11 protein-coding genes and 3 tRNA genes are annotated in these 14,342 nt (G+C 38.1%); 6 read left to right on the top strand and 8 right to left on the bottom strand.

Going from position 1 to position 14,342, the window contains the following annotated elements; translation table 11 throughout:
* Nucleotides 1-64 precede the first annotated feature (64 nt).
* The 6 genes from QM491_RS04565 to QM491_RS04540 form a co-directional block, all read right to left on the bottom strand.
* Nucleotides 65-135, bottom strand: a tRNA-Gln gene (locus QM491_RS04565).
* Nucleotides 136-208: 73 nt separating this feature from the next.
* Nucleotides 209-279: transfer RNA gene (locus QM491_RS04560), tRNA-Gln, on the bottom strand.
* A gap of 71 nt (nt 280-350) precedes the next feature.
* Nucleotides 351-421, bottom strand: a tRNA-Gln gene (locus QM491_RS04555).
* A 160-nt stretch (nt 422-581) separates the two neighbouring features.
* A complete protein-coding gene (fabD, locus tag QM491_RS04550; protein WP_283326065.1) occupies nt 582-1,460 on the bottom strand; it encodes an ACP S-malonyltransferase in 879 nt (292 codons plus the stop codon).
* 215 nt (nt 1,461-1,675) lie between these two features.
* A complete protein-coding gene (locus QM491_RS04545; RefSeq protein WP_283326064.1) occupies nt 1,676-2,101 on the bottom strand; it encodes a thiol-disulfide oxidoreductase DCC family protein in 426 nt (141 codons plus the stop codon).
* A gap of 83 nt (nt 2,102-2,184) precedes the next feature.
* Nucleotides 2,185-4,947 carry a T9SS type B sorting domain-containing protein gene (locus QM491_RS04540; RefSeq protein WP_283326063.1) on the bottom strand — a complete coding sequence of 921 codons (2,763 nt, stop codon included), beginning with the start codon at nt 4,945-4,947 and terminating at the stop codon, nt 2,185-2,187.
* 545 nt (nt 4,948-5,492) lie between these two features.
* Between QM491_RS04540 and QM491_RS04535 the strand changes: the two genes are divergently transcribed.
* The 4 genes from QM491_RS04535 (at nt 5,493) to QM491_RS04520 (ending at nt 9,491) form a co-directional block, all read left to right on the top strand.
* A complete protein-coding gene (locus QM491_RS04535; protein WP_283326062.1) occupies nt 5,493-6,161 on the top strand; it encodes a succinate dehydrogenase cytochrome b subunit in 669 nt (222 codons plus the stop codon).
* 70 nt (nt 6,162-6,231) lie between these two features.
* Nucleotides 6,232-8,220: a fumarate reductase/succinate dehydrogenase flavoprotein subunit gene (locus QM491_RS04530; RefSeq protein ID WP_283326061.1), complete on the top strand. Its 1,989-nt coding sequence runs from the start codon at nt 6,232-6,234 to the stop codon at nt 8,218-8,220.
* Between the two features lie 83 nt (nt 8,221-8,303).
* Nucleotides 8,304-8,540, top strand: a complete 237-nt coding sequence (locus QM491_RS04525) for a four helix bundle protein (protein ID WP_283326060.1) — start codon at nt 8,304-8,306, stop codon at nt 8,538-8,540.
* Between the two features lie 195 nt (nt 8,541-8,735).
* Nucleotides 8,736-9,491: a succinate dehydrogenase/fumarate reductase iron-sulfur subunit gene (locus QM491_RS04520; protein WP_283326059.1), complete on the top strand. Its 756-nt coding sequence runs from the start codon at nt 8,736-8,738 to the stop codon at nt 9,489-9,491.
* Nucleotides 9,492-9,533: 42 nt separating this feature from the next.
* Here the strand turns inward: QM491_RS04520 and QM491_RS04515 are convergent, their stop codons facing one another.
* Complete coding sequence (locus QM491_RS04515) at nt 9,534-10,403, bottom strand: M48 family metallopeptidase (protein ID WP_283326058.1); 870 nt, start codon at nt 10,401-10,403, stop codon at nt 9,534-9,536.
* A gap of 89 nt (nt 10,404-10,492) precedes the next feature.
* Between QM491_RS04515 and QM491_RS04510 the strand changes: the two genes are divergently transcribed.
* Both QM491_RS04510 and QM491_RS04505 read left to right on the top strand, forming a co-directional pair.
* The gene (locus QM491_RS04510; RefSeq protein WP_283326057.1) at nt 10,493-12,031 is read left to right on the top strand and encodes a cryptochrome/photolyase family protein; all 1,539 of its coding nucleotides are present in this window, start codon (nt 10,493-10,495) and stop codon (nt 12,029-12,031) included.
* 82 nt (nt 12,032-12,113) lie between these two features.
* The gene (locus QM491_RS04505; protein WP_283326056.1) at nt 12,114-12,860 is read left to right on the top strand and encodes an ABC transporter ATP-binding protein; all 747 of its coding nucleotides are present in this window, start codon (nt 12,114-12,116) and stop codon (nt 12,858-12,860) included.
* Between the two features lie 260 nt (nt 12,861-13,120).
* Here the strand turns inward: QM491_RS04505 and QM491_RS04500 are convergent, their stop codons facing one another.
* Entirely contained in the window at nt 13,121-14,086 is a 966-nt protein-coding gene (locus QM491_RS04500; protein WP_283326055.1) for an AAA family ATPase, read from the bottom strand.
* Between the last annotated feature and the right edge of the window lie 256 nt (nt 14,087-14,342).

The raw sequence follows: 14,342 nt of genomic DNA, 5'->3' as shown, positions 1-14,342 counted from the left end.
CGGTGAATTAAATAGAAAACTTATAAAATAACAAAGCCCCTCAAGTGAACTTGAGAGGCTTTTGTTAACCCACTAGGATTCGAACCTAGACTAGCAGAACCAAAATCTGATGTGCTACCCTTACACTATGGGTCAATACACACTTTAAAATTAATAACTGTTAGCTTTTAGCTGAACGAAGAATCACGAATGATTTCCTAATTTAATGTTAACCGACATGGATTCGAACCATGAATGACGGTACCAAAAACCGTAGTGTTACCGTTACACCATCGGTCAATCTAATTCGTTGTTGTGCTGACTTGAAAATAAAACCTCTCCAATTAAATGGATTAAGAAGAGAGGTTTTGTTAACCGACATGGATTCGAACCATGAATGACGGTACCAAAAACCGTAGTGTTACCGTTACACCATCGGTCAGTACAACTGAATTGTGGTGCAAAATTAGGGCGATTTATTTTGTTTGTCAAGTCCTTTTTCAAAAAAAATCTTACAAATTTTTTATCACCCTACTTAAGTTACTGAATATTTGAAGTTTATCAGCGTAAAAAAAAACATTTTTTTTACGCTGATACGGTTCTTAAAGTGTCACACCGCTTGTTTCGGCAGTTGGTGTGATTTTTTTCACCAAACCTTGTAAGACTTTACCAGGGCCACACTCTACAAAGCTGGTAGCGCCATCAGCCACCATATTTTGTACAGACTGAGTCCATTTAACAGCACCAGTCAACTGAGCAATCAGGTTGGCTTTAATTGTGTCCACATCGGTTGAGGGCTGTGCATTTACGTTTTGGTAAATAGGGCAAACAGGAGCATTGAAGTTTGTAGCTTCGATAGCAGCAGCCAATTCTTCACGAGCAGGCTCCATTAATGGAGAGTGGAATGCACCACCTACTGGCAGAAGTAATACACGCTTAGCGCCAGCTTCTTTTAATTTTTCACCAGCCAATGCAACACCCTCGTTTGTACCTGAAATTACTACTTGTCCTGGGCAGTTATAATTGGCAGCTACCACAACATCGTCAATTGAAGCACATATATCTTCGATTACATTATCTGCGAGATTCAAAACAGCCGCCATAGTCGAAGGATTAGCCTCACAAGCCTTTTGCATTGCCAACGCACGCTTAGAAACTAATACCAAGCCATCTTCAAAGCTCAAAGCTCCAGCAGCAACCAAGGCAGAAAACTCACCTAGAGAGTGTCCAGCAACCATATCAGGCTGAAAATCTGGTGTTTCTTTTGCCAAAATCACAGAGTGAAGAAAAATAGCAGGTTGAGTTACTTTTGTTTGTTTTAATTCTTCATCTGTTCCGTTAAACATTACATCTGTAATGCTGAAACCTAAGATTTCGTTAGCTTTTTCGAACAATGCCTTTGCTGATTCTGATTTTTCGTAAAGGTCTTTGCCCATACCAATGAATTGAGAACCTTGACCTGGGAAAACGTATGCTTTCATTCTTGGGAATTTTTGTGATATTTGATTTAGTTCTAGTGGAAACAACAAGCTCAATTTAGTAAATTAATATCAGCTTTATGTTTTGTCACCACAATTGTCTGAGAAAAAGTACCTAAAATATTTCTCAAATAGCTGTCTCTGAATCGCTCTTCTTGTAGAAGATATTTTCAAAGAAGTCAGCAAAAATACTACTTCATGCTCTACATCTCCCAATTCTAGCCTAAAAACCTTTCACGAATCTCTGGATTTGGTAAACGACAAGCGTCTGATTTTCCGAAAATTCGGTATCTATTCTTCGCAATCAAATCGTATATGATATCTCTTATCGCCCGTGGAATCCATCTAAAAAAATATAATCCCTTCCAAGCACCATCCAGATACCGGGCGATTTGAAGAGCTGCATCTGATTTTTCAAATAATTGTCCATTTTTTATTAGCAAAACAGAATCAAAATCGCTTGTATTTCGAGAAAACTGAGCTAAATATTGTTGTCCCACCTCAGATTGTAAGGAAGCAAATTTGAACCGTTTTTGTGTATCGTGGTCAATGACAAAATTGATTGAAGAGTTACAAAAATTACACACCCCATCAAACAAGATAAGGTCGTTTGGTTGATGTTTAGAAGGGTCTTTTTTCATCATTCAGAAACTTTATTTTTTATCTAACAAAAAAGACGAGCCTATGTATTCCATAAGCTCGTCTTTTATTGGTATTTCTTTGATTATTATTTTATTAGCTCAATATATCCTTTTAGTGTTAAGCTATTTTTAGCGGCATCTAACGTCAGGAATTTTACAGAACAATTATAGAAATAAGTTCCAGAAGGAGAGTCATTACCAGCACTATCGCGACCGTCCCATTCAAGTTTTGGACCTGTGTAGTCATACACTTTTTGTCCGTTTCTATTATAAATCGAAATAGTCACTTCTTGAACAAAACGTGGGCATTTTAATGCTTGGAAGATATCATTTTTGCCATCTCCATTTGGCGTAAAGACATTTGGCAATGAGAAACTAGGACAATTATCTTTACAAACTACATTACTACGAGTACTTTCGGTTCCGTACTTATTGGTGGCAGTAACATAATAACATCCCATATACGAATCCGTTTTGGTATGCGTATAGTTGTGTGCTGGAGGATTCGGTGTGGTAATATCTGCAATTTTCGTAAATGCACCATCTGGTCCAGACGCATAATACAAAGTATATTTTACAATATCTTTATCACAGTTAGCTCCAGTTGCATCTGTCCATGTAAGCTTATTCTCAAAAGTCGTTTGATTACAATTGCTATTATCTTTTGTGTAAGCATCACAATCTAAAAGGTCGATGTTGAGTACTGGCGGACAAGGAATTAAATCACTTTTTGGCGTTGCACAACTAATCTGTGAGAAGTTATTCAGCAAACTAGGTTTGATTTTGGTCGAATTGTACGAGCCTACTGTTTCCACCTTATAACAATACGATGAATCTGGCGACATTTTCACTGGGAAGCTACCATCAGAAGCAATCTTATCTTGTCCGTCATCTGTAAAGGTATAAGTAGATGCTCCTTGCACGGTTACATCGGCAATACGGGTAAATACTCCTGAACCTGGGCGAGTTTCGCGATACACACGATGCGTTTGGTTATCGTTAGACCAAGGCGTATTTGCTTGCCAAGTTAATACTACTTTACGAACATCTGCTGTTGTTGTCAAACGCACACTAGAAGCAGCTTCTGTGCTATCCAATAAAGTCAACCCTGTAGCGCTTGTATAATAAAATAGCAAGCGATAACGATAAGCATTATCTTGTGTATTGAGGTTTTTATCAACAAATACAGTATCAGCTACTGTTCCAGATAAATCGGTATTAATGTTTGCTCCTACTTGAGCAAAAGACGTACCCGTCAAGCCAGTAGCACGGAACAAACGATACTGATATGGTCCTTTGAATTGCTCTGGTTTAAAATCAATTGGACGAGTCCATTTTACCGTAATTTCCCCTTGAGTAGCAGAAGTTTTGTCTACTGTCACATTGGTAATAACAGGTACTTGTGCTTCTAATTTCAGACAAACTTGATCTGACGATACACTTTTACCACCCGAAGGCGCTGCAAAAGATGCAACTATACGGTAGCTATAATCAGTATCACGTTTCAAGCCATTGTTATCTATATAGGTAGTAGCGTTGATAGGTACTCTCCCAATTTCGACATAGCCCAAGCCCGCAGGAATACCTGTTTGACAAACATCTGGCACAAAATTATCACAACCTTGTTTACGGTAAATGATTAACTCTGCTCCTGCATTTTGACACGAATATGCATCCCAAGTCAAAGTAATAGCCTTATTACCAGCATCGCCAGTAGCTTTTAGGTTTTTGACCCTTGGAGCTACAATTTTTACTTTCCAAATTTTACTATCAACTAATTTTGGTATGGTACTTCCGACCCTACTTGGAGGAACATCCTCTACTTTAAAGAGAATATCATAGGCTTGCTCTCGTATGTGTGCGCAGCTTGTCTGCCACCTAAATACCCCAGTAGCAATAGGATTTGAAGGATTGGTAGCCGTAAATGTAGCATAAGGTTGAGCAAAATAGGCCGTTCCGTCGGTTGGTCTATAAACAGACCCTGTCGAATACAAATTCAATTGGTCTTTACGTCCAGTACTAGAAGGAGTATCATCAGCAGTAACATTTTGCTGAATAAATGTTCCAGCCTCCACGCATATATCATCTGGCACTTTGATAATAGGAGCCTTGTTATCGGCGTCTTTTACCTCAATTTGCATATCACGAACAGTCTCCGATATTTTTACCCCATTCCGCCATTCTTCAATGATAAATGCACAGTTGTAGAGACCCGTTTCTTGAGGTACATTCCAAATCAAATCACCTGTACGGCTATTGATGGTAAAGCTAGATGAAGTAGCTGCTACCAAGTTAGGCTGGCGAAAACCAGCTATAGCATTACCACGTCCAGTACAAGTAGTTTGTAAACCTGTACGACAGTCGATTAGACGATAAGCCAAGCTATCGCCTTCAATATCTACTGCATTGGGATTATGAATAAACTTTTGTCCAACCACCGCTGTAAGGTCTACCGCAGGGTTCATCAACAGAGGCGTTGAATTAAGTCCCAAACCTGGGTCTATTTTAAATACAGTTTCGACATAAAAGCCCACCATATCCGAATTAGGGATATTCCGAACATTAGCATTACGGTTTTCGATACCGACGTTTACCTTATAAATACTTGGCGCTGCATAAGTATAGGTAACTTTATAAATCCCTTTCATAGTACCGTTACCAATATCTTCGCCTAAGCCATTTCCATTGGAACGAGGCGCCCATTGAGAGCCGAGCCCATCCCCAAAGCAAAAAAGGACTTCGCGCTGTTGCTGCCAAGCCACGTTATTTTCGCAATATATCGTGAGGGTAAATTCGTAAGTAAGAGCGGTACTCGATACACGACGTACAGTAATTTCGCCCCCTTTCATGTGGGTTGCCCTTGCGGAATGAAATGAAAAAAGGCCTACAAAAAAGGTAAAAATGAGAATGTAGATAAAGTTTGGTCTCATACGTTAGTGAATAAAAAGTTTTGAGGACAGCCTCTTCAAAAGCCTTGGTATAAGGTATTGATTACTGGCCTACACACTTTACTGGCACAATTTAGAGAATAATTTTTTTTACAACTAACAAAACAAAAAAATCAAACACAAAGTTGGGAAAGTGAACTAAATACAGAAATCCCATGAAAGACCCTCCAAAGTATCGTTAATTATAGTAAAACCGATTGGTTGGTACAATTCCTAAATCGTTGGCTAAATCCAATAATACAGTACAAAAACGTAGAAAGATTATAAATAATTGCTAAAATCTTATAGATTATTTGATTGACAGGTGATTCAATTGTAGTTTTGGGTTCAATTTTTCAACTAATTAATAGTTAATAGCAATTAATCCATATAAAGTTTTTTTTATATGGATTAAGAACCAGCCCTATTAATTGTTAACTAATTAACAACCAATAACTTATAAAAAAATGTCTTGGGTAACAAAAACATTATCAAGTTCGTTGGGCCGAAAGCTCATCATGGCGATAACAGGCTTATCGTTGGTAGCCTTCCTTCTCGTCCATTGTGGTATCAATGCGTGCATTTTTTTGAATGACGGAGGCGAAACCTTCAATGAGGCCGCAGAATTTATGGCTAAAAACTTTTTCATCCGTACTGCTGAAATCGGATTATTTGTAGGCTTAATTGCTCACATCATAGACGGTTTGATGTTGTGGTCGGCTAACAAGAAGAAACGCCCTGTACAATATGCTGTTGTATCAAAAGATAATAGCACATGGTACTCTCGCTCAATGGGTTTATTGGGTACATTATTATTACTTTTCTTAGTGATGCACTTAAAGCATTTTTGGGTAGTAAGCCGTTTTACAGACGTAATTACTGGTGGTCAAAAAACACTATTCCAAGAAATGCAAGAGGTTTTTGCTAGCCCAGTACCTGTAATTGTGTATGTTGTTGGTTGTATTTCTTTGGCTTACCATTTATTACATGGTGTTCAAAGTGCATTCCAATCACTTGGATGGAATCACCCTAAATACACTCCGTTTGTAAAATCATTTGGATGTTGGTTTGCTATTATCATTCCAGTTGTGTTTGCTGCAATGCCAATCGCAATGCATTTAGGACTTATTAAATAGTTCATAGCTGTTTGTTAAATTTTAACAACACTATATCTAATAACTTTTTTCATTACATAATTCTTAAGTTATGGCAACTTCACCAAGATTAGATGCTAAAATCCCTGATGGACAACTGTCGGATAAATGGACAAAATACCGTTCGACAGTACCATTAGTAAACCCCGCAAACAAGCGGAATATCGAAATCATCGTAGTAGGTACAGGTTTGGCGGGTGCTTCGGCAGCTGCTTCTTTGGCCGAAATGGGATACAAAGTAAAAGCTTTCTGTTTTCAAGATTCTCCTCGTCGTGCTCACTCTATTGCTGCACAGGGTGGTGTTAACGCTGCTAAAAACTACCAAAACGACGGTGACTCTGTGTATCGTCTTTTCTATGATACTATCAAAGGTGGTGACTACCGTGCAAGAGAAGCTAACGTTCACCGTCTATCTGAAGTATCAGGTAGTATTATCGACCAATGCGTGGCGCAAGGTGTACCTTTTGCTCGTGAGTACGGTGGTTTGTTATCAAACCGTTCTTTCGGGGGTACTCAAGTACAACGTACGTTCTATGCTGCGGGTCAAACTGGTCAACAATTGTTGTTGGGTGCTTATTCGGCATTACAACGTCAGGTTGGTTTAGGTAACGTAGAAATGTTTACTCGCCATGAAATGATGGACGTAGTAATGGTTGACGGCAAAGCTCGTGGTATCATTGCTCGTGATTTGATTTCTGGTAAATTAGAACGTCACTTCGGTCACGCGGTGTTGTTGTGTACAGGTGGATACGGAAACGTATTCTATTTGTCGACCAACGCAATGGGCTCGAACGTAACAGCCGCTTGGAAAGCGCACAAAAAAGGTGCATTCTTTGGTAACCCTTGTTACACTCAAATCCACCCTACTTGTATTCCAGTATCTGGAGATCACCAATCGAAATTGACATTGATGTCAGAATCATTGCGTAATGATGGTCGTATCTGGGTTCCTAAAAAGAGAGATGATAACCGTCCAGCAGCACAAATTCCTGAAGACGAACGTGATTACTACTTAGAGCGTCGTTATCCTGCGTTTGGTAACTTAGTACCTCGTGATATTGCTTCTCGTGCAGCTAAAGAACGTTGTGATGAAGGTTATGGTGTAGGTGCTTCTAAAAAAGCTGTTTACCTTGATTTTGCAGCAGCTATCTTACGTTATGGACGTGGTGAAGCTACTAAGAGAGGTATGCACAATGCTAGCACAGAAGAGCTACAAGTAATGGGTAAAGAAGTTGTGAAAGAGAAATATGGTAACTTGTTTGACATGTACAAACAAATTACTGGTGAAGACCCTTACGAAGTGCCAATGCGTATTTATCCTGCGGTTCACTACACAATGGGTGGACTTTGGGTAGATTACAACTTGATGACTACAGTACCAGGTCTTTATGCTTTAGGTGAAGCAAACTTCTCAGATCACGGTGCAAACCGCTTGGGAGCTTCTGCCTTGATGCAAGGTTTGGCTGATGGTTATTTCGTAATTCCATATACAATTGGTGCTTATTTGTCTGGAGATATTCGTACAAAAGCAATTCCAACAGATGCGCCTGAGTTCGTTGCAGCAGAGAAAGCTGTTCAAGACACTATCGACCAACTGATGTCTATCAAAGGAACTAAATCAGTTGATTATTACCACAAGAAATTAGGTTTAATTATGTGGGATAAATGCGGTATGGCTCGTAACGAGGCTGGTTTGAAAGAAGCGATCGAAGAAATCAAAGCGCTTCGCAAAGAATTCTGGTCAAACGTACGTATTCCTGGTGATGCTAATGAATTTAACCCTGAATTAGAGAAAGCTGCTCGTGTAGCTGACTTCTTAGAGCTTGGTGAATTGATGTGTATCGATGCCTTGAACCGTAACGAATCATGTGGTGGTCACTTCCGTGAAGAATTCCAAACTGAAGAAGGCGAAGCAAAACGTGATGACGAAAACTACGCTTACGTAGCTGCATGGGAATACAAAGGCGATTCTGACTACGAATTACACAAAGAGGAGCTAGTGTACGAAAACATCAAAATTGCACAACGTAGCTATAAATAATTTGAAAATTTGATGATTTGAAAATTTGAAAATGAAAAGATTACTTGTAGGTTTGAACATACCATTTCTCTCCTACAAGTATTATGCAGAATAATAAATCTAATCTCATCGTCGACAAAACGCTTTCATTTTCAATTGAAATCATCAAATTCAGTGAGCAATTAGAACTCCAAAAGAAATTTGTCATTGCTAATCAGCTCTTGAAAGCAGGCACATCTATAGGAGCTAATGTTTGGGAAACTCAAAATGCAGAAAGCAAAGCAGATTTCATTCACAAAATGAAAATTGCAGCCAAAGAAGCTGATGAAACTAGCTATTAGCTAAAGCTTTGTGAACTATCTGAGACCTACCCACAACCAAAACAAGTTATCATTGAAGAATTAACTCAGATAATTCGAATTCTAACTCGGATTATTAGTAGTGCTAAAGTAGAGTCTAGCAAAAACTTTGAATAGATTCTATTTTCAAATCTTCAAATTTTCAAATCTTCAAATTGTATCAAAATGGAAGGAAATATGAACTTGACGCTTAAGGTGTGGCGTCAAAAAAATACTAACACAGAAGGAAACTTCGAAAATTATGACGTAAAAGGAATTTCTGAGGATATGTCATTCCTTGAAATGTTCGACGTTCTTAATGAAAGATTAATTAACGACGGTCAAGAACCAATCGCTTTCGACCATGACTGCCGTGAAGGTATTTGTGGTATGTGCTCGATGTATATCAACGGTAGTCCTCACGGTCCAAACCGTGGTGTAACTACTTGTCAATTGCACATGCGTTCGTTCAAATCTGGCGATACTATTACTGTTGAACCTTGGAGAGCAGCAGCATTCCCAGTAATTAAAGACTTAACTGTAAACCGTTCGTCATTCGACCGTATTATCTCTGCGGGTGGTTTTGTGTCGATAAACACTGGTAATGCTCAAGATGCTAACGCATTGCCAATCGCAAAAGAAAAAGCAGATGAGGCATTTGCAGCAGCAGCTTGTATTGGTTGTGGTGCTTGTGTAGCAGCTTGTAAAAATGCTTCTGCCATGTTGTTTACTTCAGCTAAAATTTCACAATTAGCATTGTTACCACAAGGTCAAGCTGAACGTGAAATGCGTGCTGAGAAAATGGTTGCTCAAATGGACGTAGAAGGTTTTGGTGCTTGTACAAACACAGGTGCTTGTGAAGCTGAATGTCCAAAAGGTATCTCGTTGGAAAACATCGCTCGTATGAACCGTGAATACTTTGGGGCAGTATTGGCATCAAAAGAACACGAGTAAGTCGAATACTAATATTTTTAAAAGCTCTAGTTCCTTATGGTACTAGAGCTTTTTATTTGCGAACTCTTCACCACAAGCATATCTTATTCGATTAAAAAGAGTCGGATAATATATGCTTTCTTTTTCTAAGCCTCTATTAGTAGCAATATTTAGGTTTTGTAAGGTTTCAGCATAAGCATCCCTTCCGACACTTTCAGCTGCAAATTTATCTGCCTGATGTTCTAATCTTTTTTGTAATATTCCTGCTAGGACAACCGTCACACCACCCCAAAACCCTCCGTTCATACCAACTATCCAACCATTGTAGTTTCCTCCTAACATTTTTGAAAGATAAAAATACCCTAAGCAAGCTCCTGTAGTACATACAAGTTGTATCAAATACATCCAGAATAAATGATGGTATTTTAAATGTCCATACTCGTGATAAATAAGATTTTTAATATCCTTTTCCTCCATAGAGCCAAGCATTTTGTCAGTAAGCAATATCACTTTATGTTGAGGTAAAATACCAGTAGCGTAAGCATTTACGATAGAACTCTTAAGAACTTTGATTTTTAAGGTTGAATCGATCGTTTCACGAGCCCATTTCTCATATTCGAATGCGGGAGTGTATTTACTTTTTCTCAAAAGGATAATAATAGGGAATATTAGAAAGTTGAAATTAATCAAAAAGGAAGAGGCTATTATAGAGAAAATAATCGAAATAAAGGTAGGTATATTCCCAGTGACAGCTAGTAATTCAAGAAGACCAGTAAAAAATAGAGTGCCCAAAAGTACTTGTATTAGTTTTTCTCTCCAATCAAACTCTTCTATGAGTTTTTTTATGGGAATAAACGAGAAGATTTGGACAATATATCCAATGAGCGTAAAAAGTACAGTGAGGTAAAATCCAATTGATAATGAGTGTAGCATGTTACCAAGCGATTTAGAACTAGAGATTTTTGAAGTAATTATACCATTAAAAAACCAAACAATCCCTCCCTTCAAGCGGTTTTGTTTACATGAAAATAAAAACGCTTCGACTTATTCTTGGTGACCAACTCAATAGCCAACATTCATGGTTTGAATCTGTAAATCAGGATGTCATTTATGTCATGATGGAAGTGCGTCAGGAGACTGATTATGTCACTCACCATATCCAGAAAATTGTAGGCTTTTTTGTGGCTATGCGACAGTTTGCTAAAGAGCTAAAACAAAAAGGGCATCAAGTAGCTTATATTACCTTAGATGACGAAATAAATACCCAATCACTTCCTCAAAATCTTCATTGGCTTATTCAAGAATTAGACATTCAACAATTTGAATACCTATTGCCTGACGAATATCGCCTTGATTTACAAATTAAAGACTTTTGCCACAACCTTTCAATACCCTCAAAAGCTGTTGATTCAGAACACTTTTTGAGTCAGCGAGAAGAATTAGCTACTTTTTTTAAAGGAAAGAAAACCTTTCTTATGGAAAACTTTTATCGCATGATGCGCAAAAAGTACAAGGTACTGATGGATGGAGATGAACCCACTTCGGGACAATGGAATTATGATGCCGATAATCGCAAAAAACTTCCCAAAGATCATCGTCCAATCGAACCGCTAATTTTTTCAAAAAACGTAGAAGATATCGTTCAACTACTTTCTCAATCTGGCGTATCATCTATTGGAAACATCGATGCTAAAAATTTCTTGTGGCCTACCACCCGACAAGAGAGTTTAGCCTTATTAGACTTTTTTCTGGAAAACTGTCTGGCGCAATTTGGCACTTATGAAGATGCCATGCATCCCTCCTATTGGTCTATTTACCATTCTCGGCTATCTTTTTCTCTTAATCTGAAATTACTGCATCCACTGGAAGTCATTCAAAAAAGCGTAGAATATTGGGAACAACATCAGGATTCGATTACGATTGCTCAAATTGAAGGTTTTGTCAGACAAATTCTTGGCTGGCGTGAATACATGCGAGGTATTTACTGGGCTAAAATGCCTGAATTTGCCCAAATGAATTTCTTTGGACATGACAGAAAACTTCCTTCGTGGTTCTGGAGTGGTCAAACAAAAATGGCTTGTTTGCGTCATGCCATTACCCAAAGTTTGGATTATGCCTACGCCCACCATATTCAAAGGCTGATGCTGACAGGAAACTTTATGCTATTAGCGGGTGTCCACCCTGATGAAGCAGACGCATGGTATTTGGGTATTTATATTGATGCCATTGAGTGGGTCGAGATTACCAATACTCGAGGAATGAGTCAGTACGCTGACGGTGGAATTATAGGGTCGAAACCTTATGTGGGTTCGGCCAATTATATCGATAAAATGAGTCATTATTGTAGCACCTGTTTTTATGATAAAAACAAAAAAACAGGAGATAAGGCTTGTCCTTTTAACAGTCTTTATTGGCATTTTTTTGAAAGAAATCGTAGCCTATTAGAAAAAAATCCAAGAATAGGTATGTCTTATGTAACACTCAATAAAATGTCGACCAATCAAAGGCAAGAGCTACTGAAACAAGCAGATTTTTACTTGGAGCATATCGAAAAATTATAAACCGTACATCAAGGTTTGTTACCGTTCTAAAAAAAACTTAAAAACTATATTGTTGAGTTCTGAATGCCTACTAAATTTGGGTATGATAGAGATAAAAGACGTTTGTAAAGCCTTCAATGGCCGAGATATATTATTAGGAATCAGTGGACAATTTAAGCCTGGCGATACTTCCTTGATTATTGGCGGTAGTGGTACAGGAAAAAGTGTGCTGCTCAAATGTATGATTGGAATTATCAAACCAGAGTCGGGGCATATTTTGTACGATGGTCGTGATTTCCATAATTCTTCAGAAGAGATACAAAAGGATATTCGTCGAGAAATGGGTGTACTATTTCAAGGTGGGGCACTTTTTGACTCAAAAACTGTTCTAGAAAATGTCAAATTTCCATTGGATATGTTGACCAATATGTCGGAAAAAGAAAAAATCGACCGTGCTGAGTTCTGTCTTCAAAGGGTAGGATTGGAAAATGCAGGGCAACGGACACCTTCCGAGATTTCGGGTGGTATGAAAAAGCGTGTAGGCATCGCCCGTGCTATCGTGATGAATCCCAAATATCTATTTTGTGATGAACCCAACTCTGGTCTTGACCCTTTAACTTCAGTTAGAATCGATGAGCTTATCAAAGAAATTACCGATGAGTTTGGGATTACCACTGTAGTAATTACCCATGATATGAGTTCGGTAATGGGGATTGGCGAAAGTATTATGTTTTTGTATAAGGGCAAAAAAATGTGGGAAGGCGACAACTCAAATATTCTTCAAAATACCGTTCCAGAATTGAATGAATTCCTATTTTCAAGTAAACTTTTACAGGATTTGAGAAAATAGCTTTAATAATTTGAAAATTTGATGATTTGAAAATTTGAATCAAATCATCAAATTTTGGGAATTGAGATAGAGTAAATGAATGATTTTATGAAAGTTTTATCCTAACAGCAGAGACGCAATGCTTTACGTCTTAAGCCGAATCAGAAATAACATAGTAGTATCAAAAAAGCGGTCGGAAAATAATTTCCGACCGCTTTTTTGATGAAAATATGGAGAATAAACTCAATTCTAAAATTCAAGATGCCCCATATTTAGTGAATCTATACCAATTTCTTGATAATATCTTCTACTGAAACACCTTCGGCTTCTGCCTTGAAATTACGTACGATACGGTGGCGTAAGATTGGCAATGCTACTGCTTGTACGTCTTCAATATCTGGAGAATATTTTCCATTAATTAAAGCATTACATTTAGCAGCCAAAATCAAGTTTTGAGAGGCACGTGGACCTGCGCCCCACTCCAAATATTGGTTGGTCACGGCATCACTCAATTCTGATTTAGGACGTGTTTTGTGTACCAATTTTACGGCATATTCTACCACATTATCTGCTACAGGAACTTTTCTAACTAGCTCTTGGAATGCTAAAATCTCTTCTCCAGAAACTTGCTTTTGTACTTGGTACTTCGTCGCATTTGTGGTGTTTTTCACAATTTCAACCTCGGCTCTATACGATGGGTAATCCAAATTTACCATAAACATAAAGCGATCAAGCTGTGCTTCTGGCAAAGGATAAGTACCTTCTTGTTCGATAGGGTTTTGCGTAGCCAATACAAAGAATGGGCGACTCAATGGATATTTTTTACCTGATACAGTCACTGCATACTCTTGCATAGCTTCCAAAAGTGCTGATTGTGTTTTGGGAGGAGTACGGTTGATTTCGTCCGCCAAAATGATATTCGCAAAAATTGGACCTTTTACAAACTTAAAATTACGCTCGTTGTCGAGGGTTTCTGAACCCACAATATCCGACGGCATCAAGTCTGGGGTAAATTGGATACGATTAAAATCCAGATCTAGAGCTTCGGCAATTGTTTGAATCAACAAGGTTTTTGCTAATCCAGGAACCCCAACTAATAAACAGTGTCCTTGACAAAAAATAGCTGTGAGTAAGAGTCTAACGGTATCTTCCTGACCAATGATGACTTTACCGATTTCTGAAGTAAGTTTTTGATAAGATTCTTTCAAAGCGTTTACCGCTTCCACATCCGACTTGTATTGCGCCATGCTTGTGATATTAACTATGTTTAGATTTTTGAACTCTTTTTACTCAATGATATTATCCTAAAAATAGGTATTTTCTGAATACAGAGGTAATTCTTAGACGTATTGCTTCAAATAAATCACTTGAGCTACGAGAGTATAATGAATAGCGTGTACTGTAAAGTTAATCAAATAACCTGCCAATTTGTAGCGATTTGGTAGGGTTTATGCAAAACTTTCGACCAAATAGTATGCTAACGTCTTTAATGTCAAAGTTATT

Origin of the sequence: Flectobacillus longus (genome assembly GCF_030056705.1) — a bacterium.
GTDB classification, from domain to species: Bacteria; Bacteroidota; Bacteroidia; order Cytophagales; family Spirosomataceae; genus Flectobacillus; species Flectobacillus longus.
The sequence above is the reverse complement of the archived record's forward strand: the minus strand, read 5'-3'. Positions and strand labels throughout refer to the sequence as shown.